Origin of the sequence: Streptomyces cupreus, from assembly GCF_014257025.1 — a bacterium.
Taxonomy (GTDB): Bacteria; Actinomycetota; Actinomycetes; order Streptomycetales; family Streptomycetaceae; genus Streptomyces; species Streptomyces cupreus.
Map to the genome: position 1 here is coordinate 136117 of NZ_JACMSF010000001.1, position 23237 is coordinate 159353.

19 protein-coding genes are annotated in these 23237 nt (G+C 71.8%); 16 read left to right on the forward strand and 3 right to left on the reverse strand.

From position 1 onward, the window contains the following. Nucleotides 1-17: 17 nt before the first annotated feature. A complete protein-coding gene (locus tag H4N64_RS00555) occupies nucleotides 18-1118 on the reverse strand; it encodes a CapA family protein (protein WP_186279794.1) in 1101 nt (366 codons plus the stop codon). Nucleotides 1119-1181: 63 nt separating this feature from the next. On the opposite strand from H4N64_RS00555, the gene H4N64_RS00560 reads away from it, so the two are divergent. The 3 genes from H4N64_RS00560 to H4N64_RS00570 are packed head-to-tail and all read left to right on the forward strand — an operon-like array spanning nucleotide 1182 to nucleotide 4027. Continuing rightward, nucleotides 1182-1844: a dienelactone hydrolase family protein gene (locus H4N64_RS00560; protein WP_186279796.1), complete on the forward strand. Its 663-nt coding sequence runs from the start codon at nucleotides 1182-1184 to the stop codon at nucleotides 1842-1844. A gap of 28 nt (nucleotides 1845-1872) precedes the next feature. Then, nucleotides 1873-3591: a DNA polymerase/3'-5' exonuclease PolX gene (gene polX / locus H4N64_RS00565; RefSeq protein WP_186279797.1), complete on the forward strand. Its 1719-nt coding sequence runs from the start codon at nucleotides 1873-1875 to the stop codon at nucleotides 3589-3591. A gap of 10 nt (nucleotides 3592-3601) precedes the next feature. After that, a complete protein-coding gene (locus tag H4N64_RS00570) occupies nucleotides 3602-4027 on the forward strand; it encodes a CBS domain-containing protein (RefSeq protein ID WP_186279799.1) in 426 nt (141 codons plus the stop codon). Here the strand turns inward: H4N64_RS00570 and H4N64_RS00575 are convergent. Beyond that, nucleotides 4021-5076 (reverse strand): NAD-dependent epimerase/dehydratase family protein, encoded by a 1056-nt coding sequence (locus H4N64_RS00575; RefSeq protein ID WP_186279801.1) that lies wholly within the window; start codon nucleotides 5074-5076, stop codon nucleotides 4021-4023. The genes H4N64_RS00570 and H4N64_RS00575 overlap by 7 nt on opposite strands. A 130-nt stretch (nucleotides 5077-5206) precedes the next feature. Here H4N64_RS00575 and H4N64_RS00580 point away from each other — a divergent pair, with 130 nt between their 5' ends. The 3 genes from H4N64_RS00580 to H4N64_RS00590 are packed head-to-tail and all read left to right on the forward strand — an operon-like array spanning nucleotide 5207 to nucleotide 7636. Continuing rightward, nucleotides 5207-6568 (forward strand): rhodanese-like domain-containing protein, encoded by a 1362-nt coding sequence (locus tag H4N64_RS00580; protein WP_186279804.1) that lies wholly within the window; start codon nucleotides 5207-5209, stop codon nucleotides 6566-6568. 1 nt (nucleotide 6569) lies between these two features. Further along, entirely contained in the window at nucleotides 6570-6887 is a 318-nt protein-coding gene (locus H4N64_RS00585; RefSeq protein WP_186279806.1) for a rhodanese-like domain-containing protein, read from the forward strand. Next, complete coding sequence (locus H4N64_RS00590; RefSeq protein ID WP_186279808.1) at nucleotides 6884-7636, forward strand: TSUP family transporter; 753 nt, start codon at nucleotides 6884-6886, stop codon at nucleotides 7634-7636. The genes H4N64_RS00585 and H4N64_RS00590 overlap by 4 nt, the downstream gene beginning before the upstream one ends. 21 nt (nucleotides 7637-7657) lie before the next feature. Here the strand turns inward: H4N64_RS00590 and H4N64_RS00595 are convergent, their stop codons facing one another. Beyond that, a complete protein-coding gene (locus tag H4N64_RS00595) occupies nucleotides 7658-7945 on the reverse strand; it encodes a metal-sensing transcriptional repressor (protein ID WP_186279810.1) in 288 nt (95 codons plus the stop codon). 84 nt (nucleotides 7946-8029) lie between these two features. On the opposite strand from H4N64_RS00595, the gene H4N64_RS00600 reads away from it, so the two are divergent. The 10 genes from H4N64_RS00600 to H4N64_RS00645 all read left to right on the forward strand — a co-directional run bounded on the left by H4N64_RS00600 (nucleotide 8030) and on the right by H4N64_RS00645 (nucleotide 23233). Continuing rightward, nucleotides 8030-8605 carry a rhodanese-like domain-containing protein gene (locus H4N64_RS00600; RefSeq protein ID WP_186279812.1) on the forward strand — a complete coding sequence of 192 codons (576 nt, stop codon included), beginning with the start codon at nucleotides 8030-8032 and terminating at the stop codon, nucleotides 8603-8605. A gap of 14 nt (nucleotides 8606-8619) precedes the next feature. Next, nucleotides 8620-9060 (forward strand): RpiB/LacA/LacB family sugar-phosphate isomerase, encoded by a 441-nt coding sequence (locus H4N64_RS00605; RefSeq protein ID WP_186279814.1) that lies wholly within the window; start codon nucleotides 8620-8622, stop codon nucleotides 9058-9060. Between the two features lie 498 nt (nucleotides 9061-9558). Further along, nucleotides 9559-11424, forward strand: a complete 1866-nt coding sequence (locus H4N64_RS00610; RefSeq protein WP_186279816.1) for a phage tail sheath subtilisin-like domain-containing protein — start codon at nucleotides 9559-9561, stop codon at nucleotides 11422-11424. 20 nt (nucleotides 11425-11444) lie between these two features. Further along, complete coding sequence (locus H4N64_RS00615) at nucleotides 11445-11969, forward strand: phage tail protein (RefSeq protein ID WP_186279818.1); 525 nt, start codon at nucleotides 11445-11447, stop codon at nucleotides 11967-11969. A gap of 20 nt (nucleotides 11970-11989) precedes the next feature. Further along, on the forward strand, nucleotides 11990-12709 hold the full coding sequence (locus H4N64_RS00620) for a T4 family baseplate hub assembly chaperone (RefSeq protein WP_186279820.1): 720 nt from the start codon (nucleotides 11990-11992) through the stop codon (nucleotides 12707-12709). After that, on the forward strand, nucleotides 12702-13430 hold the full coding sequence (locus H4N64_RS00625; RefSeq protein WP_186279822.1) for a hypothetical protein: 729 nt from the start codon (nucleotides 12702-12704) through the stop codon (nucleotides 13428-13430). The genes H4N64_RS00620 and H4N64_RS00625 overlap by 8 nt, the downstream gene beginning before the upstream one ends. Nucleotides 13431-13470: 40 nt before the next feature. Next, nucleotides 13471-14253, forward strand: a complete 783-nt coding sequence (locus H4N64_RS00630) for a Pvc16 family protein (protein WP_186279824.1) — start codon at nucleotides 13471-13473, stop codon at nucleotides 14251-14253. Between the two features lie 30 nt (nucleotides 14254-14283). Further along, on the forward strand, nucleotides 14284-16230 hold the full coding sequence (locus H4N64_RS00635) for an ATP-binding protein (protein WP_186279827.1): 1947 nt from the start codon (nucleotides 14284-14286) through the stop codon (nucleotides 16228-16230). Next, entirely contained in the window at nucleotides 16221-16499 is a 279-nt protein-coding gene (locus H4N64_RS00640) for a hypothetical protein (protein WP_186279829.1), read from the forward strand. Before H4N64_RS00635 ends, H4N64_RS00640 begins: the two co-directional genes overlap by 10 nt. Beyond that, nucleotides 16496-23233, forward strand: a complete 6738-nt coding sequence (locus H4N64_RS00645; RefSeq protein WP_186279831.1) for an eCIS core domain-containing protein — start codon at nucleotides 16496-16498, stop codon at nucleotides 23231-23233. Before H4N64_RS00640 ends, H4N64_RS00645 begins: the two co-directional genes overlap by 4 nt. Nucleotides 23234-23237: the final 4 nt, after the last annotated feature.

The following is a 23237-nucleotide window of genomic DNA, read 5'->3' on the forward strand; positions in this document are numbered from 1 at the left end:
ACCTGCGCAGGAGACGCTCACCCCAGCATCAGTGACCCGTCGTCAGCCGCTACGACATGAACGCCCACGCTGATCTCCTCGACCGTCGCCCGCAGCCACTCCCGGTCCGCGGCACCCGCCCGCTCCAGCCGCATCCGGCAGACCCGCAGCGGCACCATCCGCAGCCCGGTCAGCCGGCCGCTGTCCGCCGCCACCGAGACCAGGAACATCAGCCGCAGATCGTCCCGGTACTGCTCGAAGCCGCCGATGCCCTCGTAGTCGTCGACGAAGTCGCCGCAGCCGTAAAGGATCAGGCGGTCGCGGTACACCTCCACCGGACGCGGATGATGCGAGGAGTGCCCGTGGACGACATCGACTCCGCCGTCCACAAGGGCGCGCGCGAAGACGACCTGGTCCCGGGGCACGTGGTACCCCCAGTTGGAGCCCCAGTGCACCGACACGACCACGAGGTCACCGGGCCGCCGCAGCCGCCGTACGCCCTCCAGCAGCGAGGCCGCCGCGCCCGGCGTCGGCGCGGGGGTGTAGGCCACGCCGGACTCGTCCTCGGCCGCCGCCCAGGACGGCGGGACGCCGCTGGAACGCATCCCCAATGCGAACACCAGCACCCGGCCACCGCCGTTGAGCGGGATCACCGCCGGTGCGTACGCCTCCTCCGCGGCCCGTCCGGCGCCCGCTGTCCGCAGCCCCGCGCGGGCCAGCGACGACAGCGTCCCCGCAAGGCCGGTGCGGCCGAAGTCCAGGACGTGGTTGTTGGCCAGCACGCAGACATCGGGCCGGGCCACCGCCAGGGCGGGCAGGTTGGCCGGGTGCATCCGGTAGTGGATCTCCTTGCCGGGCTCGAAGGTGCCGTTGTCGGTGACCGACGTCTCCAGATTGACGATCCGCGCGTCCGGCGCGGCCGCATCGAGCACCCGCAACGCCTCGCCCCACGGCCAGGAGGGCGGTACCGGGGCGGGAACCGGGCCGTTCACCGACTCCGCGAGGCGGACATAGTCACGGGCGTCCGTCACGTACGGCTCGCGCAGGGCCGGGTCGCCGGGGTGCGCGAGGATCTGGTCCACGCCGCGCCCGAGCATCACATCGCCGCACAGGAACAGCGTCACCGCATCGCCGCCCATATCTCCACGGTAGGCCGGTTGCCCGGCCGGATCGGAGGAACTCGGAGAGCGGAGGCGATAGCGATGATCTCCCACTCGGTCGTCGTGCCCGCGGGCCCGGGCATCGAGCTGGCGGGCGACCTGGTCGTACCCGAGGACGCGCGCGCGGTGGTGCTGTTCGCGCACGGCAGCGGCAGCTCCCGGCTCAGTCCGCGCAACCGGCAGGTCGCCGCGGAACTGCGCACCGCCGGGCTCGGCACGCTGCTGATGGACCTGCTCAGCGACGAGGAGGAACTTCAGGACGAGCTCACGCGCGAGCACCGTTTCGACATCCCGCTGCTGGGCGGGCGGCTGGTGGCCGCGATCGACTGGCTGGCGGAACGGGACGACACCCGGGGGATGCTCGTCGCCCTGTTCGGTGCCAGTACCGGGGCGGGCGCCGCCCTGGTGGCCGCCGCCGAGCGTCCCGCGCGCGTGCTGACCGTGGTCTCCCGGGGCGGGCGGCCCGATCTGGCCGCGGACGCCTTGGACGCCGTACGCGCGCCCGTGCTGCTGATCGTGGGCGGGCGGGACCGCGAGGTGCTGCGGCTGAACGAGGAGGCGGCGCGGCGGCTGCGGGTGCCCTGCACGCTGCATGTCGTGCCCGGGGCCACGCACCTGTTCGAGGAGCCCGGCGCCCTGGAGGAGGTCGCCGACGCGGCCCGGCAGTGGTGCGCCGACCACGTCCGGGCCTCCGCGGGGGGCTGAACCCGTGCCGCGTGCCTACCCTGAACGTGTGGCTCGTGCCAACGACGAGGTCTCCGCGCTCTTCCAGGAGTACGCGGACCTGATCTCGATCACCGGAGGAGACGCGTTCAGGGCACGCGTCTACGAGAAGGCCGCCCGCGCGATCGGCGGCCACCACGCCGACGTGTCCCAGCTGGACGTCAAGGGCCTCCAGGAGATCCCCGGGGTCGGCAAGTCGATCGCCGAGAAGGTCATCGAGTACCTGGGCAGCGGCCGCGTGTCCGCGGTCGAGGAACTGCGCGCGAGGATCCCGGCCGGAGTGCGCCGGCTGACGACGATCCCTTCCCTCGGCCCCCGAAAGGCCCTGATGCTCTACGAAGAGCTGGGCATCTCCTCGATCGACGAGCTGGCCGACGCCATCCACGAGGAGCGGCTGCGCGATCTGAAGGGCTTCGGACCGCGCACCGAGGAGAAGCTCCTGCACGGCATCGACCTGCTGCGCGCCTCCGGGCGCCGGGTGCTCGTCGATGTCGCGACCGATCTGGCCGAGGAGGTCGTCGCCGCGTTGTCCGAGGTCAGCGGCGTGCAGCGGTGCGAGTACGCGGGATCGCTGCGGCGGGGCCGCGAGACCATCGGCGACATCGATGTCCTGGTCACCGCCCGCAGGGCGGGGCCGGTGATGCGGGCCTTCACCGAGCTGCCGTACGTCTCCGAAGTGATCGCCCACGGCGAGAAGAAGACCTCCGTGCGCACCGACCGGGGCCTCGCCGTCGACCTGCGCGTCGTACCGCCGGACTCCTGGGGTGCGGCCCTGCTGTACTTCACCGGCTCCAAGGCGCACAACATCCGCGTCCGGGAGATCGCCGTCCACCAGAAACTGAAGCTCTCCGAGTACGGGCTGTTCGACGCCGAGAGCGGCAAGAAGATCGTCTCCCGGACCGAGGAGGACGTCTACGCCCGGCTCGGGCTGCCGTGGATCCCGCCCACGCTGCGGGAGGACCGCGGGGAGATCGAGGCGGGGCTGCGCGACGAGCTGCCCGACCTGGTGACGGAGGCGGACGTACGGGGCGATCTGCACACGCACACCGACCTCACCGACGGGCTCGCCTCCCTGGAGGACATGGTCGCCGCGGCGGCCGAGCGCGGCTACGCCTACTACGCGATCACCGACCACGGCCCCGACCTGTACATGCAGCGCATGACCGACGAGCGGATGCTCGCGCAGCGCGAGCGGGTGCACAAGCTCAAGGCCAAGCGGATGCGGCTGCTGCACGGGGTCGAGCTGAACATCGCCCCGGACGGCGGCGTCGACTGGCCGGAGGAGTTCCTGGACGGCTTCGACCTGTGCGTGGCCTCGGTGCACTCGCACTTCGACCAGGGGCGGGCGGCGTTGACCCGGCGGCTCGTGCGGGCCTGCGAGAACCCGTACGTCAACATCATCGGCCACCCCACCACCCGCCTCATCGGCAAGCGGCCGCCCATCGACGCCGACCTCGACGAGGTCTTCGCCGCCTGCGCCCGCACCGGCACGGCCCTGGAGATCAACGCCCACCCGGACCGGCTCGACCTCGGCGACGAGCACATCCTGCGGGCCAAGCGGCACGGCGTGCGGTTCGCGATCGACAGCGACGCCCATGCCGTACCCCACCTGGCCAACCTGCGCCACGGCGTGGCGACCGCCCAGCGTGGCTGGCTGACCAAGGACGACGTGATCAACACCTGGACCCTGACCCGTCTGCGCCGTTTCCTGCGCAAGGGGAGGTCCTAGGAGGTGCCCCATGACCCATCGGATACGTGACGTGATGTCGTCCGGAGCCGTGGCCGTCGAGCCGATGACCACGGTGGAGAAGGCGGCGCGCGTGATGAGCGAGCAGAACGTCGGCGACGTCCTGGTCGCCTACGACTGTGATCTGTTCGGAGTGCTCACCGACCGCGACATCGTGGTGCGGGCCGTCGCCGAAGGCCGTGACCCGCGCACCACGGCGGTCGGGGCCGTGTGCAGCCGGCCTCCGGTCGTCACGGTGAGCCCCGAGGACAGTACCGACCATGCGATCGAGCTGATGTGCCAGTACGCGGTGCGGCGGCTGCCGGTCGTGGAGCGCGGCGGCTGCCCGGTCGGCATGGTCAGCCTCGGCGACCTCGCCGTCACCGAGGACACGCACACGGCTCTGGCGGACATCAGCCGGGCCGCCCCGAATCACTGACGGCGCCGGTTCCGCCAGGCCTCGTGGTGGTCCAGGACCGTCTGCTCGATCGGACGGTAGGTGATGCCCAGTTCCTTGACGCTGCGGCTGTTGTCCACAGGGAAGCGGATGCCGAGGTGTCGGCGGATGTACTCCTGGGTCAGCCCGAACGCGGGGCCCAGCACACGGACCGGCCAGTGCGGGAGCGCGGTGCGGGGCAGGCGCAGGTCGCGGGGGTGACGGGTGCGGACGATACGGGCGATGTCGTGGAAGGACGTCATCGTCGGCGCGGCGACGATGTAGCGGCCGTGGGCGTCGGGCTGCTCCGCGGCCGCTATGTGGGCGTCCGCCACATCGCGGACGTCGGCCGTGGTGAAACTGAAGTCCGGTGCGCCGTAGAAGAAGTAGCCCTTGAACAGCTCGTCGAGGAGGAAGAGGCTGCCGGACTCGGAGGCGGGGGTGAGTGAAGGGCCCAGGATCAGGCCGGGGTTGATCGACACCATGCGCCAGCGGTGCTGTGCCGCCTCGGCGTCCCAGGCGGCGCGTTCGGCGAGCGTCTTGGCGTAGTGGTAGGGGTTGTTCCGCACCGTGCTGCTGGTGTTGAAGTACTTCTCCGACAGCGTCCCGCCGTCCATCTCCCGCACATCGGCGTAGTCGCCGAAGATCGCGCCGACGGTCGAGGTGAACACCAGCCGCTCCACGCTCGGTGTGCGCTCCACGCTGCCCAGGACGTTGCGGGTGCCGAGCAGCGCCGGGTCGACCATGTCCCGTCTGCCGTCCTTGATCTTCTCCGGCATGAAGAACGGCGACGCCACGTGGAAGACGACCGCGCAGCCGCTCATCGCCGTGTCGAAGGAGCCGTCCGCCAGCAGGTCCGCCTCGAAGAGTTCCAGTCGGCCGGGGAACTCCTCGCCCATGGCGCTCAGCGGGCGCACCTTCGCCGCCTGCCGGGTGCCGCGCACGGTGGCGCGGACCCGGTAGCCGCGCTCCAGCAGCCGTCTCACCAGATGGCTGCCGACGAACCCGCTGCCGCCGGTCACCAGCACGGTCCTCGATCCGTCAGCGCCCATGATCCCTCTCCTTCGGCCCGGCCTTCAGGGTCGGGCATCCGGAGGTGACCGGAAATACCCCCGGGGGTACCCGTGCTACTGTCTCTCATATACCCCGGGGGGTAATTCTGATCGAAAGGGAGCGCCCGACGTGTTCTTCATCGACACCCTCGACGTGGCAGGACTCGGCAACCGCGGCTATCTGGCGGGCGGTGAGCGGACGGCCGCGGTGGTCGATCCACCGCGCGACGTCGACCGGGTGCTGGCGGCGGCCGCCCGGCGGGAGGTGCGCATCACGCATGTCGTCGAGACGCACCTGCACAACGACTACGTCTCCGGCGGCCTGGAGCTCGCCCGGCTGACGGGCGCCGACTATCTGGTGCCTGCCGCCGCGCGGGTCGCCTTCGCCCGGACACCCGTGCGGGACGGGGACCGCGTGGTCGTCGACACGGGGCTGACCCTGCGCGCCCTGGCGACGCCCGGTCACACTCCGCACCACACCTCCTACGTGCTGGAGGAGCGCGAGAGCGAGGTCGCCGTCTTCACCGGCGGATCGCTGCTCATCGGCACCGTCGGCCGACCCGACCTGGTGGAGCCCCGGCTGACCGAGGAACTGGCCCGCGCCCAGCACGCCTCGGCCCACCGGCTGGCGGCCGAACTCCCCGACGAGACCCAGGTGTTGCCCACCCATGGCTTCGGCAGCTTCTGCTCCGCCTCCCAGGCCGACGGCGACGCCACGACCATCGGCAAGGAGAAAGCACACAACGACGCCCTCACCCGTGACGTCGACACCTTCGTCGCCGAACTGCTGGCGGGCCTGGACGACATCCCCGCGTACTACGCGCACATGGGCCCCCTGAACGCGGCCGGCCCGCAGCCGGTCGACCTCACCCCGCCCGCCCTTGCCGACGCCGAGGAGATCGCCGCGCGGCTGGCCGCGGGGGAGTGGGTGGTGGACCTGCGCAGCCGGGTCGCGTTCGCCGAGGGGCATCTCGCGGGCTCGTTCAACTTCGAGGCCGGGGGCCAACTCGCCCCCTATCTCGCCTGGTTGGTCCCGTGGGGCAGGCCGGTGACCCTGCTCGCCGAATCGGCCGAGCAACTGGCCGACGCCCAGCGCGAGTTGGTGCGCGTCGGCATCGACCGGCCGGCCGCCGCGGCCACCGGCGGACCCTCCGACTGGGTCCGCGCGGGCGACACACCGGCCGCCTTCCCACGGGCCGCCTTCGCCGACCTCGCGCGCCGGTACCCGGCCGAGGGTGTCGTCGTACTCGATGTGCGCCGCACCTCCGAACGCTCCGCCGGATTCGTCGACGGCTCGCTGCACATCCCCCTGCACACGCTGCGCCGGAGGCTCGACGAGATCCCCGAGGGCGAGGTGTGGGTGCACTGTGCGGGCGGGATGCGGGCCGCCGTCGCCGCGTCCCTGCTCGACGCGATCGGACGTGACGTCGTCGCGGTGGACGACGCCTTCGACGCCGCGGAACAGGCCGGACTCACCGTCCGGAACGCCTGACATGGCGAGTCGGATCACCGTCCAGGAGGCGGCCGAGCGAACCAGGAACGGGGGTTCGGCACTGCTGGTGGACGTACGGGAAGCCGACGAATGGCAGGCGGGGCACGCCCCTTGGGCCGTCCATCTGCCGCTGTCCGCACTGGGCGCGCCCCTGTCGCCCGACGTGCGGGGACGCCCGCTCGTCGTGGTGTGCCGCTCCGGCAACCGGTCCCGACAGGCCGCCGAGCTGCTGGTCGCCCAGGGCGTCGGGGCGGTGGACGTGATCGGCGGGATGAACGAGTGGGCGCGGGCCGGGCTGCCTCTGGCGGACGCCGGGTGAGCGCTCTGATACTCGCCCTCGCCGCCGGGGCCGTGGTCGGTCTCGCGCTCGGCGCGCTCGGCGGCGGCGGCAGTGTGCTGGCCGTGCCCGCGCTGATCTATCTGCTCGGCTTCAGCCCGGCCGCGGCCACCACCGCCTCCCTCGTCATCGTGATCGTCACGTCCGCCACGGCGCTGTTCGCCCACGCCCGCGACGGGCGGGTGCGATGGCGTGCGGGCCTGGCGTTCGCGGCTGCGGGCATCGGACCGGCGCTGCTCGGTGGGGCCGTCGCCGGACGGATTCCGCAGGCTCTGCTGACCGCGGCCTTCGCCGTGCTCGCGGCCGTGGTCGCGAGCCGCATGCTGGGCACGAGCCGACCGGGCCCGGTCGTCGGGGAGCGTCCGCCACGGCCGCGTCGGGCGGCGGCGGTCGGTGCCGGGCTCGGCACGGTCACCGGGGTCCTCGGCGTCGGCGGCGGCTTTCTCGCCGTACCGGCGCTGGTGGGCGGCCTCGGGATGCGGATGCGGGCCGCCGTCGGCACCAGCCTGCTGGTCATCACCGTCAACGCCCTCGCCGCGCTCACGCTGCGCGCCGGGACCGTCGAGGGCCTTGACTGGTCGCTCGTCGCGCCGTTCGCCGGGGCCGCGGTGCTCGGTGCCTGGGACGGGCGGCGGCTGGCGGCGAAGGTGTCCGGGGGCGCCCTTCAGCGGATCTTCGCGCTGGTGCTGCTCGCGGTGGCCGTCTTCATGCTGCTGGACGCGGTGCTGTGAGACTCGCGTTTCGCCATGCGGTCAGGCCAGCGACAGGAAGAGCTTCTCCAGCCGGGCCCGCATCTGCTCGGCGTCCTCGCCGGAGCTGCGGCCGGCCTCGATGTCGGTCACGCACTGCTGAAGACCCGTCGCGATGATCGCGAAGCCCGCCCGGTCGAGGGCGCGTGAGGCGGCGGCGAGCTGCATCACGACCTCCTCGCAGTCCCGTCCCTCCTCGATCATCCGGATCACACCCGAGATCTGGCCCTGCGCCCGGCGCAGCCGGTTCAGCACGGCCTTGAGGTCGGCACCCGCGAGGTCCAGTTCCACGATCACTCCTCCAGAAATACCCCTAGGGGTACTCTACGTCCCAGTTCGGGACGACGTCGACGACCACCAAGGATCACATCTGCCATGACAGCTCCACTCACCCCTGACACCCTCACCCCGGGCCAGGCCGGCGCCCGGCTGGCCGAGTTCACCGTCATCGACGTACGGACACCCGGCGAATACGCCTCGGGCCACCTGCCCGGGGCCCTGAACCTCCCGCTGGACCAGCTCCGCGGCGCCCTGCCCGAGCTGCGGCGGGCGGCCGGGCTCCTCGTGGTGTGCGCCTCGGGGGCCCGCTCGGAGAACGCCTGCCGCACCCTGGCCGCCGAGGGCATCCCCGCCGCCACCCTCTCCGGCGGCACCGCCGCCTGGGTGGCCGAGGGCAACGCGCTCCACCGCCCCGAGGCCGCCCGCCGCACGGTCTGGGGCATGGAACGCCAGGTCCGCTTCACCGCCGGCACCCTGGTCCTCCTCGGACTGCTCCTCGGCGTGCTGGTCCACCCGGCCTTCCAGCTGCTGGCGGCGGGCATCGCGGGCGGCCTGGTCTTCTCCGCGCTCACCAACACCTGCGGCATGGCGGCCGTACTCGCCAGGCTCCCGCACAACCGGCCCCGCCCGGCCGACCTGGAAGCCACGCTGGCCGCCCTCCGGGCCCGCTGAGTAGGCTCGCGAACATGCGGATCTCCGTCTCCTCCGACATGGACGAACCCGTCGCCCGCTTCCTTCTCGCGGAGCTGGAGCGCCGAGGTCACGAGGTCGCGCCGCACGGGGCGCTGCGGGCCGGCGACGACCCGCAGTGGGCGGTCTGCTCCGAGGCGGCGGCCCGCGAGGTCGCCGCCGGTACGGCCGACCAGGCCGTGGTCTGCTGCTGGACCGGCACCGGCGCCTCCATCGCCGCGAACAAGGTGCCCGGCGTACGGGCCGCGCTGTGCACGGACGCCTACACGGCGGACGGCGCGCGCCGCTGGAACGACGCCAATGTCCTCGCCCTCAGCCTGCGTCTGACCTCCGAGCCCCTGCTGAAGGAGATCCTGGACGCCTGGTTCACGGCCGAGGCCAGCCAGGACGCGGAGGACCGCGAGAACGTGGCGCACATCGGGCGGCTCGACAGGTAGCCCGGGGCCGGGGTGGCGTGTTCGAGTCACCCCGGTGAAATCGGCCGACGAAGGATTGTGTACGACTCGGGGAGACCGTACGCGCGTACGACGGTCCTGGAATGCGCGTATCGGGTTCCCGGGGGCCGCACGCACCCCCGTGCCCGACCCCGCTGTGAAGGATCTGTGAACCAGCCGGCCGGGGCATGCAGGCGTGATGTGCGGATGCCGGGCCGCCCTCTTCACCAAACCCCCTCCCTCGCTGGCCTGAACGCGCCTTGTTTCGTCAACTCGAAACACACCAAGGTGTATTGAGCACTTGAGCATCAGGAGTCACAAGCGCGCTGCTTGACCCGGGCGAACCGATCAGCCCGGGGCACTGACGGGGGAACTTGATGCGGTGCGCACCAGCCGCCGCCGACCAGGGCGGGGTCTTTTTGCGCGCCGCTTGTGGAATGTCTCCCTCCGCCGTCTCTTGGTGCCTTCGTCCCGGTGCCCGAGACAGGGATAGGAGGGGGAATGCCGATGAGCGCGGTGAGCGCCGCCAAGCCGACGTATCCCGGCGTCTACGTCGAAGAGCTTCCCAGCAGCACCCGCACGATCTCGACCCTGACCACGTCCGTGACCGCCTTTGTGGGCCACACCCGGCGCGGTCCGCTCAACGAGCCCGTGCGCGTCACGAGCTTCACGGAGTTCGAGCGCCGCTTCGGCGGTCTGAGCGCGCGGAGCGCCGTCGGTCACGCGGTTCACCAGTTCTTCGGCAACGGCGGTACCGTCGCCGTCATCGTCCGCGTCGCCAAGTCCGGCAGCGGCAAGGCCGCCTGCGTCACCCTGGAGTCCACCGAGGGCCACAGCGAGACCCGTGTCCTCGACGTGCACGCCAAGGAACCCGGCGTATGGGGCAACGGTCTGCGGGTCGCCGTCGACCACGACACACAGTGCCCCGACGACACGTTCAACCTGCGGGTGTACGACGCCCGCGGCGAGGCCCGCGAAAGCTTCACCGGCCTGTCCATGGACTCCTCCGACGGCCGCTACGCACCCACCGTGATCAACGCCGGCTCCCGGCTGATCCGCGTCGAGGTGCTCGGCGAGGGCCGCCCCGACCCGTCCGGCACCGTCTCCAAGCCCTTCGGCGACGAACTGCCCGACCTGGCCGTCGACCTCACCGTCAAGATCGGTGACGTGGAGCGCGAGTTCACGTTCTACGACCCCGACTCCGACGGCGAACCCCCTTGCTCCGTCGCCGAGTTGGCGCTGCTGCTGGAGCGCAAGCTGCGCGCCCTGCCCGACGCCCCCGGCAAGCACGCCTTCGCGGGCGCCGAGGTCACCGCCTTCGGCCGCCGCGTCCAGGTGGTCGCGGGCTCCACCGACCCCGAGGACGTCGTCCGCTTCCTCGGCGAGTGCGCCAACGACCTGGGCCTTGAGGCCTCCGTCAACCCGCCGGTGTTCCCGCTGGAGGGCGGCGAGGACGGCGAGGCGCCCGGACCGCGCGACCTCATCGGCAGCGAGTCCGGCAAGACCGGCATCCAGGCACTGCGCGGTGTCGCCGACGTCAACCTGCTGGCGCTGCCCGAGATCTCGGCGTACGAGAAGACCGAGGACATGCTCACCGTCGTCTCGGCAGCGCAGCGGCTGTGCGAGGAGCGGCGGATCTTCCTGCTCGTCGACGCGCCCGGCACCTGGGTCAGCGTGGACACCGCACGCGCCGGGCTCGCCGCCTTCGACGCCGTCCGCGGCAACCACGCCGGTCTGTACTTCCCGCACATCCAGCTCACCGACCCGCTCACCGGGCGGCTGCGCGCCTTCCCGCCGTCCGGCGCGGTCGCCGGCGTCATCGCCCGCACCGACTCCGAGCGCGGTGTGTGGAAGGCACCGGCAGGCACCGAGGCCCGGCTCGCCGGCGTGCGCTCGCTCACCGTCGACCTCACCGACCGCGAGACCGGACTGCTCAACCCGCTCGGCGTCAACTGCCTGCGCACCTTCCCTGTCACGGGGCCCACGGTGTGGGGCGCGCGCACGCTCCAGGGCTCGGACGCCCTCGACAGCGAGTGGAAGTACGTGCCGGTGCGACGGCTCGCGCTGCACGTGGAGGAGAGCCTCCAACGCGGCCTGCAGTGGGTGGTGTTCGAGCCCAACGACGAGAACCTGTGGCAGCAGATCCGCCTCAGCGCCTCCTCCTATCTGCACACCCTCTTCCGCCAGGGCGCCTTCAAGGGCGGCACCCCGCGCGAGGCGTACTTCGTCAAGTGCGACAGCGACACCACCACGGACGAGGACATCGCGAACGGCGTCGTGAACGTCCTGGTCGGCATCGCGCCGGTCAGGCCCGCCGAGTTCGTGATCGTCAAGATCCAGCAGACGTCCGGGCAGTTCGAGCTCTAAGGAATCCCGAGGACATTTCGATGGCTGAGTTCACGGTCAACGCCCATCGCTTCGACCCCTACAAGAACTTCAAGTTCCTGGTCCTGTGGGACGGTCGGACGGTCGCGGGCATCAGCAAGATATCTCCGCTGAAGCGGACCACGGAGGTCGTCAAGCACCGCCACGGCGGCGACCCCTCCTCGCCGCGCAAATCCCCGGGCCGCTCGGAGTTCGAGGGCATCACCCTGGAACGCGGGGTCACCCACGACCCCGAGTTCGATCGCTGGGCCAACAAGGTCTGGCAGGTCGGCGCGGGCCTCGGTTCGGAGGTCTCCCTCGCCGACTTCCGCAAGGACATCGTCATCCAGGTCCTCAACGAGGCCGGCCAGGTCGCCGTCTCCCACAAGCTCTACCGGACCTGGCCGAGCGAGTACCAGGTCCTCGGCGAACTGGACGCCAACGCCAACGCGGTGGCCATCCAGACGCTGAAGCTGGAGTGCGAGGGCTGGGAGCGGGACTACGAGGTGCCCGAGCCGGACGAACCCTCCTTCCTCAACCCGGCCTGACCAGCGGGAGGTTGGGGGACATGACGAGCACGGGGGCGGCCGAGCTGCTGGCCACCTGGGAGGCCGGACTCGCCCAGGCACCGGCCGGGCGCACGCTGCTGCTGCACCGCACCGCCCGGCCGGACCTCGACGGCACGGCACTGCCGGTGCTGCCACTGGGTGAACGCGAGGCGGACCTGTTCGCCCTGCGCCGGGCCCTGTTCGGGGACCGGATGCAGGTGCGCCTGGAATGCGCGGCCTGCGGCGCGGACATGGAGTTCGACCTGGACGCCGGGGAGTTCGCCTCTCGTGCGGCCGACCACCAGGTCACGGTTTCCGAGGGCGGCTGGGAGGTGGAGTTCCGGCTGCCCGGCGTCGCCGACCTCGCGGCGGCCGCCCGGGCGGCGGACCCACGCGCGGCACTGCTCGCCCGGTGCCTGGTCTCGGCGGCGCACGACGGGACGGCGGCCACGGCCGACGCCCTGCCCGCCCCCGTCCAGCGCCGGATCGCCGAGGCGGTCGAGGCCGCCGACCCCGGCGCCGACGTGACGCTCAACGTGGCCTGCCCCGACTGCGGGCAGGCCACCCGAGCCGAACTCGACATCGCCTCCTACCTCTGGACCGAACTGGACGCCTGGGCACGCGACGTCCTGCTCGACGTCCATCTGCTCGCCACCGCCTACGGCTGGAGCGAGCCGCAGATCCTGGCGCTCAGCCCACTGCGCCGCCGCTACTACCTGGAGCTGTGTGCGGATGTCTGACGCCCAGGGGGCGCCGGTCCCCGACTTCCTCGACCGCCTGATCGCCCGGCACGCACCGGCCACCGGTCCGCGCCCGGGCGTGGTGCGGGTACGGCCCCGGCTGCCCGGCCCGTTCGAACGCGTCGAGGCGGTACGGGGGACCGCGCCGGAACCCCAAGAAGGCCCGAATTCGCTGTGGCCGACGGCCACTCCGCAGCGGGAGGCGCCGGGGCCGACCGAGGTCAGGCTCCACACGGAACGGGAGCGGACCGTCGTACGCACTGAACGCGCCCTGCCTGAAGGGGACTTGGAGCCGACTCCGCTTCCCCCTCAGATGCCCGTCGCGCCGCTGCTGCGTCCCGTCGCGCAGATCGCGCCGGAGCCGCGGACGGTTCCCGACGTCGCGCGTCGCGCGGAGGGACGGGAGCGCGCCGACCGCGACCCCGCCCCCGGCCCGGCGTCCGTGCCCCTCCCCTCGGGTACGGCCGCCGTCACCGCCGCCGTGTCCACCCCACCGCGGCCCAGCGCCGCGGACACGGCGGCGGCACGCGACGCCGTACGACAGGCCGCGGCGCGTCGGCCGGCGCGGCAGCCGGAGCAGGTGGTGCAGGTGCGGATCGGGCGGCTCGAAGTGACGGCGGGGCCACCTCCGTCGGGCGGCAGCCCGCAGCGGTCGCCGGAGCACGCGCGGCCCGGGACGACCCTGAGCCTCGCGGAGTACCTGGCGCGAGGGCGTGAGTGATGTCGAGCGAGACAGACCGAGGAACCGAGGAACCGACGCCATGAGCAACGCACTCGCCATTGCCCACGTCACCCAGGCCCTCGCCCTGCTGATCGAGTCCAACCTGGGCCCCGAGATCGACATGGCCGTCAAGGTCGAGCCGCGCAAGCCGCCCGCCGAACCGCCCGCCGAGCCCACCGTCTCGGTGTTCCTGTACCAGGTCACGCCCAACACCTCGCACCGCAACACCGACCTGCCGACCCGCGCGTCCGACGGCAAGCTGATCAAGCGGCCCGCAGCGGCGCTGGACCTGCACTTCCTCATCAGCGCCTACGGCGACGAGACGGAATTGGTCGGCCACCGGCTGATCGGATCCGTGGTGCGCACCCTGCACGAGATCCCGGTGCTGCCGAAGGACGTCATCGAACAGGCCGGTGAGCGGCCCTACTTGGCGGGCAGCGACCTCGCCGAGACCGTGCAGCGAGTGCGGTTCACGCCCTCGGTGACGGACGTGGACGAGACGTCCAAGCTGTGGGGGATGCTCCACCAGACGCCGTACGCGCTGTCGGTGGTGTACCAGGCGGCGCTGGTCCTGATCGACGGGCTCGGTACGCCGACGCCCGCCAAGCCGGTGGAGCGCTCGACGGTACGGGTGGTGCCGTTCCAGCCGCCGCGCTCTGTCGAGGAACCCGCTCCCGAGAAGCCCGTCGCCGAGCCGGAAGAGGCACCCAAAGACGTGGTCCCGGTGAAGCGGGCGGCGAAGAAGACCGCCAAGACCCCGGTCCGCGCCCGCAAGTCGGCACCATCGCGCGCCGCGAAGAAGACCGACGGGGAGGGGAACTGAGGCGCCATGGGAACGGGGGCAGGTGAGGACATGGGGACGCACGAGTCGACCACGGCCGCGGCAGGCACGCTTACCGCGGAGATCCGGCGCGTCCTGGACCGTATCGACGCCCACGCCACAAGCGCCGGGCAGCCCGAGGACGAGCGGGCGACTGCCGCACCGGCGCCCACGGACGGCACCGGCCCCCTCGACGCCCTGGCCGCCTGCTTCGGCCTCACCCCCTTCGAACGCGACCTCGTCCTCCTCGCCGCCGCCGACGAACTCGACCCCACGACCGCCGCCCGCTGCGCCGCCGCCTGCGGTGACCCGAGGCGGGCGTACCCGACCTTCTCGCTCGCGCTGGCCGCCCTGGCGGAACCGCACTGGAGCGCGCTCACCCCCGTGGCACCGCTGCGCCGCTGGCGGATCGTCGAGCTGGAGGACGAGTCCCGCCTGACGACCTCACGGCTGCGTCTCGACGAACGGATCCTGCACTTCCTGCTCGGCTCGCCCTACCTCGACGCCCGACTCCACGGCCGCCTGCGCCGCACCTCGACGCCGGAGCATCTGCCTCCGTCGTACGACCGGGCCGCGAGCCGTATCGCCGAGGGCTGGACCACGGTTTCCGGCCCCGACGCGCCACCGCTCGTGGAGGTCACCGGCGGCGACCCGCGCAGCCGTGCCGACCTCGCCGCCGCGGCGGCGGCCCGGATCGGACTCGGCCTGTACGCCATGGGCGCCGAGGACATCCCGGCCGACCCCGCAGAGCGCGACGCCCTCGCCCGGCTGTGGCAGCGCGAGGCGATCCTGTTGCCCGCCGCACTGCTGGTGGAGGCGGGCGAACTGGACCGCGACCAGCGGGCGGCGACCGAGGCGTTCCTGGCCGGGGCCGCCGTACCGGTCGTCGTCTCCAGCGAGGATCCGATGCGCTCGGACCGGCAGCAGGGCGCCCGGGTGACCGTGCCCCGGCTCGACGACGACGAGCAACTCGATCTGTGGGCCGAGGCGTTCCACCCCGTCGCCGACCTCGACGACGGTGAACTCCGTTGTCTGATCGCCCAGTTCCAGCTCCCACCGCACGTCGTGCGCTCCGCGGCGGCCACGGTACGGCGCCGACTGCCCTACGAGGACGACCTGGACGCCGTCCAACTCGCCTGGCTGGCCGGCCTGGACGAGGCCAGGATCGGCATGGACGAGCTGGGCCGCCGTATCGAACCGGAGGCCGGCTGGGACGACCTGGTGCTGCACGACCGGCAGACCGGCGTCCTGCGCGAGATCGTCGCGCATGTACGGCAGCGGGCCACCGTCCACCAGGAGTGGGGCTTCGCCGCGACCCTGCGCCGCGGCCTCGGCGTCACCGCCCTGTTCGCGGGCGGCTCCGGTACCGGCAAGACGCTCGCCGCCGAGGTGATGGCGAAGGAGCTCGGCCTGGATCTGTTCGTGATCGACCTCTCGCAGGTGGTCAGCAAGTACATCGGCGAGACGGAGAAGAACCTGCGCCGGGTCTTCGACGCGGCCGAACGCGGGGGTGCGCTGCTGCTGTTCGACGAGGCGGACGCCCTGTTCGGCAAGCGCAGCGAGGTCAAGGACAGCCATGACCGGTACGCCAACCTGGAGGTCAGCTATCTGCTGATGCGAATGGAGGCGTACCGGGGCCTGGCGATCCTCACCACCAATATGAAGAAGGCCCTGGACACGGCCTTCCTGCGGCGGATCCGCTTTGTCGTGGACTTCCCCTTCCCGGCCGAGCACGAACGCGCCGAGATCTGGCGGCGGGTGATCCCGTCCCAGGCTCCGGTGAAGGACCTGGACCCGGGGCTTCTGGCCCAGCTCACCGTCGCGGGCGGCTCGATCCGGAACATCGCGCTGTCGGGAGCCTTCCTGGCGGCGGAAGAGGGTGACCGGCTCCAGATGCGGCACATGCTCGCGGCGGCCCGCACGGAGTATCTGAAGCTGGAGCGCTCGCTGACGCCGTCGGAGGTGCGCGGATGGGTGTGACACCGCATCAGATCCGAGTAGAGGTGGGCGAGTTGGCCCTGACCGGGTTCCGGGTGGATCCGGAGCGGGTCTCGGCCGCGTTCGAGAGCGAGCTGACCCGGCTGATCCGGGCGCACGGAGTGCCCTTGGCGACGGAGGGTGCGCTGACCGTGGACGCGCTCAGCGGCCTTCCGCCGCTGCCCGCCGGTCTGTCGGCGCGGCGCCTCGGGCAGGAGCTGGCGCGCGCGGTGCATGAGGGGCTGAGCGGGTACGGGGAGGTGGCCCGGTGAGCGACTCGCATACGCAGGAGGCCTCTTCGGAGCAGACGGCGGAACAGCGGCGCCGCAAGCGCAAGGAGCGGGCCGCCAAGTCCCGTACCCCTGAACCGAAGGACATCGTCAGCGGCGCGGGGCAGCCTCTCGACCCGGGCGTCCGGCGGGAGTTGGAGGAACGGCTCGGGCACGACCTGAGCCGAGTACGACTGCACACCGGCCGTGACGCCGGGCAGCTGACGGAGCTGCTCGGCGCGGACGCGGTCGCGGTGGGTCAGGACGTCTTCTTCCGCGAGGGCGCCTTCAAGCCGGGCACCGATGAGGGACTGCGGCTCCTGGCCCATGAGCTCCTGCACACCGTCCAGAACCCGCACGGCCTCGGCACGTTGCGGGCGGGGCGTGAACTCGGTGCGGTCAGCTTGCCTCAGCAGGCCATCGAGCTGGAGGCGGAGGCGGCGGCGCGGGATGTCGTACGGCAGCCGGAGGCTTCGGGGTCCGCGGAGGTCGGGGAGGGGCAGGCCACGCCTGGGTGGCTGCGGTACGCCACCGTCGACGCCGACCGGCGGCGTATGGAGCAGCTGGATCCCGCGACGCTGGTGGACCGGCTGGCCAACGGGCTGCTGCGGTCGCTGCGGGGGGATCCGGAGGACCGGTCGGGGCGCGTGCGGTTGCAGTTGGCGCAACTGGCGCCGGAGGTGCAGGACGTGGTGCTGGAGCGGCTTGAGGTTCGGCTGCCCACGCCTGTCGTCGACCGATTGGTGGGCCTCGTCGAGGAGACGGAACAGGGGCCGCTGCCTCTGGACGCGGCTCCGGCGCCGGGGGCGGTGCCTGATGAGGCGGAGGAGGTCGAGGAGGAGCGCGAGCGGGGGCCTGGCGAGGCGGCCGAGGAGACCAAGGAGACCGAGGAGACCGAGGAGGGCGGTCGTCAGGAGGACGACCCGTCCGAGGGGCAGGGTTCCGCGCGCGACCCTGAGGAGTCGGTGGGACGTGAACAGGAGCGGTCTCAGGATCGGGAGGAGGAACGGGACGCCTCCCGGCAGGACGCGCAGAAGGACGCGGGGGACGCGCAGAAGGAACAACAGGAGCAGCAGGGCCAGAGCGACGAGGGTGTCGCGGAGGAGGCCGGCCCGCAGGAAGAGCCCGCGCCGGAACCCGAGCAGCAGGCCGGGGAGAAGGAGGGCGTCGGCCCCGCCGAGCAGGCACCCCGCCAGGCCGCCGCCCCCGCCGCCGTGGACCGGAGCGGGGCCGAGCCGGGGGAGAAGCGGCGCACCGGGGACGACACGCGCGCGACCCGCACCCTGGGCGACCCGACGAACGAACAGGACACCGACGACGAGCCGTTGGGCCTTGAACCGGAATCCGCGGAAGGCGACGCCGACCGTGACCGCGAGATCCAGACGCGGGAGGACGAGGAGCCGGGCGGCGAGGAAGCGGCCCCCTCCGAAGCCGACCTCCTCGGGCACACCGACGCCGCGAAGAGCCCGGGCATGGTCGAGGAACGGCAGAAGGGGACGGCCTCTCGGCCGGTGCTCCCGTCCACCGACGTCGAATCGGTGTCGGACGCGGTCCAGGGCGACAAGGGAGCCGACAGCTCCCAGGACGCCGCCTCACGCGGCGAGGAGACGGGGCAGGAAAGCCAGACTGTCGACGATCTCCCGAGCACGGTGTCCTTCGGGCCGGACTCCGAGCGGCCCGGGGCCGACAGCGCCCTGGAAGCGGCCTCACCGGGCGCAGGTGCCGCCGGTCAGGTTGCCGGGCCCGGCGGGGACCGGGACAGGAAGCAGACGGAGGAACGCGCCGAGGACGCGGAGGCCCGACACCGCGACGAGGACGCCCGTGCCTCGGACGGCGCCGGGCCCGACACCGCGTCCCAACCCGGTGAGACGGCCGGGCCCGAGCAGTTGGCCAAGGCGGACGAGGACGCCCGTAGCCAGGCCGCGGGCGCGCCTTCGGGCACCCAGGGCGCGGCGGGCGGCCGTGAGGCGGACTCGGGCAGGGGCGGGGCAGCGGCCCAGGGCCGGACGGACACGGACGCCGGTGGTCGCAAGGGGGCTGAACAGCAGGCGGACAAGGGCACGGACAAGAGTGCGGAGAAGGGGACGGAGAAGGAGGCAGACAAGGGGACGGACAAGGGCCCGGACAAGGGGACAGACAAGGGTCCGGACAAGACCGGCACCGACCCTGTACCCACCCCCGCCGACCAAGACGTCACCGAAGGCAAGGGCGACGCCACCACCCCCGGCCCCGTGACCGGCCCCGACAAGGTCTCCGCCCCGGGCCCCGTCGGCACCCCGAAACTGGCACCCGGCAACGGCCCATCACCCGCGTCCGCAGGACCGCAGGCCAGGACCAACACCCCGAAGGCCACCGAAACCCCGGCACCCACCGGCACCCGCGCCAAGCCGAAGGGCGCCAAGCGGCAGGCGGCACAGCAGGCCGCGAAGACCGCACGGCGGGGCGGCGGGGGCGGCGGTCGTACGGCTTCCGCGCCCACCCCCGCACGGGCCCCGGGCCGTGGCCGTACCGCCCCGGCCGGTGGCTCCAAGCCCAAGAAGGAGGCGCCCGCGCCGGACGTCTCCCATGCCACGCCCGAGGCGGGCCTGGCCACGGCGGCGTCGCTCAAGCCGCACCAGATGCTCGAGACGCTGAAGGGCGTGGACGGTGCCGTGGGCCGGTCCGTCGCCAAGGAGCGCTCCGCCCTGCGCAAGGCGCCGCCGACCACGCAGCGGCCCTCGGGTTCGCCGCGCACGGTCCCCGGCGGTCCGACGGCCTCGGCCCCCGGCGCGTACACCAACGCGAAGGTGGCCCGCACCGAGGCTGCCGCCGGAAAGACGCCGGAGATCACCGGCGAGCAGAAGCCGGAAGGCGAGGTGCCCGGCGCCGACGTGCCCGAGCCCAGCTGGTGGGACATCGCCGTCACCATCGGCGCCCAGCTCTTCGGCAAGCTGCTGAAGGAGATCCTCCCGCTCGACGATCTCATCGACTCCATCCTCGGCCTGCCCACCAAGGACGAGGGGCTGCGGAGCGCCCGCGTCGGCGACGCCCCGAAGCTGCCCCTGGAGAACGACTCCGACCCGCAACGCACCGACGAACAGGGCCAGAAGCTCGACGAGCGCAAGAACGAGCTGCACACCGCCGGCCGTGAGGACGCGGCCCGCCCGATGGGCGAGGACCAGATCTACCCGGACGTCCCCAAGGAGACGCTGACCGGGAGGGTGCCCGGCGGGAAGGGCGGCGCGAAGGCGAGCGGTCCCCGGTCGGTGTCCGGCGGCGTGCCCATCGAGTCCGCCTCCGCCGTCGCCGAGCACGACCGCGGCCCGCAGATCCGCGCCGGTTTCGCCGAGGGCGGCCAGAAGATGACGCAGGAGCGTCGGGCCAAGGACAAGAAGGCCGCCGACGACCGCGGTCAGTACGACCAGGACCTCCAGCGCGAGGTCGCCGCCAGCGGCAGGAAGCAGGCCGACGCCCGTGACAAGGGCCGCTCCGACATCGCCGACTCCCGCGACAAGTGGCGCAAGGAGCAGGACGACAAGGTCGCGGACATCGACGGCAAGAAGGGCAAGAAGTACGACCAGGTCCGCAAGGACATCAAGAAGAAGGAGGAGGACACCGACAAGGACGTAGACAAGCGCACCGAGGACGACAACAAGAAGATCGAGACCGAGCAGACCAACGCCGAGCGGGACGCGGAGAAGAAGCAGGAAGAGGGCAAGGACGACGCCGACAACTGGCTCGAAGAGGCCATCGAGAAGCTGAAGGAGTTCTTCGAGGGCCTGAAGAACGCCATCAAGGGCATCTTCGAGAAGGCCCGGCAGGCCGTCACCGACCTCATCGACAAGTTCAAGCAGCAGGTCTTCAAACTCATCGACGACGCCCGCAACTGGGTCATCGAGCAGATCAACACCTTCGCCGACGCCCTGATCGCGCTCGGCGACGAACTCCTCGCCGACTACCCGGCGATGCGCGACAAGTGGCGCAACACCATCGACGGGGCGCGCGACTGGGCCGTACAGAAGGTCAACGAGTTCGCGGACGCCCTCAAGGAGGTCGCCGGGAAGCTGCTCGACGGGCTGTGCGGGGCGCTGCTCGCCGGTCTCGACGTGCTGGAGACGGGGCTGTTGGCGGCCGTCGACATCGCCGAGACCGTCACGGTCGGTGCGCTGGAGTTCGGTGCCGCCGCAGTCGCGGCGCTCGGCGAGTGGGCCGCCATCTTCAACGACATCGTCTCCGACCCCGGCGACTGGATCAGCAAGGCGGGCGCGGCGGCGGAGACGGGCGCCCGGGACCACCTCTTCGACGAGATCAAGACGGCGGTCAAGGCCTGGTTCAACCAGAAGGTCCAGGAGATCATCGGTATCCCGATGGAGGACTTCCAGGCCCTGATCGACGGTGGTGTGACGGTCGACCAGATGGCCCAGATGGCCTGGGACGAGGCGGTTCCCCAACTCCCGGTCATCATCGGCGTGTTGGTGATCGAGAAGGTCGTCGCCAAGCTGATCCCCGGGGCCGGCTGGGTGATGGCGATCATCGACGCGTTGCAGACCGCGTGGGGCGCGCTCAGTGAAATCCTCGCCGCCTTCGGCCTGTTCATGGACTTCCTGAAGTCGGTGAAGAGCGGAAACGGCGCGCTGCCCTTCGCCAAGGCCGTCGCCGCGGGTGTCGTGGCGCTGCTGGAGCTGGTCTACACGTTCCTGATCGAGGGCGTCGGCCGCTTCATGGGCAAGGTCGCGGACCGGCTCGGCGACATGCTGAAGAAGATCCGCACGAAGAAGGACAAGCCGGGGGAGCCGGACGCGCCGACCAAGCCCAAGGACGACAAGCCGAAGGACGACAAGCCCAAGGACGAGGCACCCAAGGACACCGACAGGCCGGCCGACCCCCCGGCCCCGCGCAAGCCGTCCCCGGACAAGACGTCCCGCCCCCGGTCCAAGCCCCGCCCCGGCAAGCGCTCCGCACCGGAGAAGAAGCCGCGCCTCGCGCACACCACCCGCCCGAAGAAGCGCCGCGACGACGACGAGCGCCGCGAGGAGGGCCGTGATGTGAACGCCGCCAGGCGGCGGGCGCGGGACGCGGAACGCAGGATGCGCGACGACGACAGGGACGAGCGCGGCGGCGGCACCGACCGCCGCGGCCCGGCCCGGGACACGCTCCGCACCGACCGGCGCCGCCCCGTCACCGACCGCACGGACGGCCGTGAGCCCGCCTCCGGGCGCACACCCCCCGGCGACCGCCGGGCGGACGACAGGCGGCGCCCCGACGAGCGCCGACGGGACACCGACGGGCGGAGCGACCGGCGCGACACCGACACGAACCGCGACCGCCGTCCCCAGGACCGGGACCGGGATCGGGACAGGGGCCGGGACCAGGACAGGGACAGCCGGCCCGGTGACCGACGTCGCCGCGGCCCGCTCCGCCGCGCCCGCCAGACGGTCAAGGCGGCCGTGAACCGCGCCCGCCGGGCGGCCGGAAAGCTCTACGGAAAGGCCCGCCGCACGCTAGGCGGTCGGCTGAACGACCGGCTGCGTCGCCTGCGGGAGATGTGGCGCCGCCGTCACGACCGGGACCGTACGCGGGACCGGGACCGCAACCGGCGCCGCGAGAACAACAGGCGGCGGGAGGACACCACCCGGCAGCAGGCACCGCCGCTGCCGCAGGTGCGGTTCCGCATGCAGAACAGCGAGGTGCACACGCTGCTGTTCAACGGCCGTACCCAGAGCGCCGATCTCGTGGTGCGCAGTGTGCAGCAGGCGATGAGCGCGTTCTTCGGTGCCTGGCGCACGGAGATCGGCACGATGCCCGACGGGGACGAGAAGAACGCTCAGACGACCGCCCTCAACAAGGCGGACGCGCTGGCCAAGAAGATCGACGGCATGCAGAACAGCATGTCGCCGCGGTACACGACCGCGAACTACGGCAGCCGTCCGATTCCCACGAACATCCGGTCCCGGGAGTACAAGCGGCTCCAGGCGGCGATGGTCCGGCTCGCCCGTCTACTCGAAGAACGCGAAACGAACAACAACGACGCCATTCCTCCCGCGGTCTTCCCGCCCTTCGTGGACAACGTGCGCGCACGGAGCTTCAAGGCCTACTACCTGCAGGAGGACATTCCGGCGGGCCAGAAGGCGGGAAGTGCCAGCACGAACCCGCCCAACCCCGTCGGATGGAGCGAGGCGCTGACCCAGGCCCCGAACCGCTTCGTCAAAATGCACCTCCTGCCTTTCAAGCTGGGTGGTCTGGCATCCGGCTCGAATCTCGTACCGGCGCCGAGCAACGTCAACACGCGATTCCACTACGGTGTCGAAGGGCCCGCGGACACGGCGAGAAAAGCGGCGGGGAAGGCGATCTGGTACACGGTCCGGGTCAAGTTCCGTGGAAATCCCCATGAGTTCTTCCCGGAGAACGTCATGACGAGGTGGAACTACCACTACAAGTCCGGGAACACGTGGAAGGAAAGGCCGCCGAGCACGCTTCCGAAGCACCACTACACCGAGGACGTTCCCTTGCCGAAGTTCATCGAGGTGAACCGGCAGAGCGAAGAGGACCGCATGTTCCTGAAGTACTTCAAGGCCTCCAGTGCGATGGCCACGGAGATCAGGAGGCTGTCCGCCCGGCGGCGGTTCCGCAGCGCCCGCGATCTCACCAGGCGACTGGAGCAACACCTGAAGACCACCAGCAGCCCGTTGCTGAGCGAGTTCAGCACGGTCAAGGCGGAGATCCGCGCACGGCACATCGAAGGACTGATCTCCTACTGACCAC

What these genes read in the sequence shown, in the direction of transcription:
- H4N64_RS00555 (WP_186279794.1), bottom strand. Translation starts at nt 1,118, where the DNA reads ATGGGCGGCGATGCGGTGACGCTGTTCCTGTGCGGCGATGTGATGCTC.
- H4N64_RS00560 (WP_186279796.1), top strand. Translation starts at nt 1,182, where the DNA reads ATGATCTCCCACTCGGTCGTCGTGCCCGCGGGCCCGGGCATCGAGCTG.
- H4N64_RS00570 (WP_186279799.1), top strand. Translation starts at nt 3,602, where the DNA reads ATGACCCATCGGATACGTGACGTGATGTCGTCCGGAGCCGTGGCCGTC.
- H4N64_RS00575 (WP_186279801.1), bottom strand. Translation starts at nt 5,076, where the DNA reads ATGGGCGCTGACGGATCGAGGACCGTGCTGGTGACCGGCGGCAGCGGG.
- H4N64_RS00585 (WP_186279806.1), top strand. Translation starts at nt 6,570, where the DNA reads ATGGCGAGTCGGATCACCGTCCAGGAGGCGGCCGAGCGAACCAGGAAC.
- H4N64_RS00600 (WP_186279812.1), top strand. Translation starts at nt 8,030, where the DNA reads ATGACAGCTCCACTCACCCCTGACACCCTCACCCCGGGCCAGGCCGGC.
- H4N64_RS00605 (WP_186279814.1), top strand. Translation starts at nt 8,620, where the DNA reads ATGCGGATCTCCGTCTCCTCCGACATGGACGAACCCGTCGCCCGCTTC.
- H4N64_RS00610 (WP_186279816.1), top strand. Translation starts at nt 9,559, where the DNA reads ATGCCGATGAGCGCGGTGAGCGCCGCCAAGCCGACGTATCCCGGCGTC.
- H4N64_RS00615 (WP_186279818.1), top strand. Translation starts at nt 11,445, where the DNA reads ATGGCTGAGTTCACGGTCAACGCCCATCGCTTCGACCCCTACAAGAAC.
- H4N64_RS00620 (WP_186279820.1), top strand. Translation starts at nt 11,990, where the DNA reads ATGACGAGCACGGGGGCGGCCGAGCTGCTGGCCACCTGGGAGGCCGGA.
- H4N64_RS00625 (WP_186279822.1), top strand. Translation starts at nt 12,702, where the DNA reads ATGTCTGACGCCCAGGGGGCGCCGGTCCCCGACTTCCTCGACCGCCTG.
- H4N64_RS00630 (WP_186279824.1), top strand. Translation starts at nt 13,471, where the DNA reads ATGAGCAACGCACTCGCCATTGCCCACGTCACCCAGGCCCTCGCCCTG.
- H4N64_RS00635 (WP_186279827.1), top strand. Translation starts at nt 14,284, where the DNA reads ATGGGGACGCACGAGTCGACCACGGCCGCGGCAGGCACGCTTACCGCG.
- H4N64_RS00640 (WP_186279829.1), top strand. Translation starts at nt 16,221, where the DNA reads ATGGGTGTGACACCGCATCAGATCCGAGTAGAGGTGGGCGAGTTGGCC.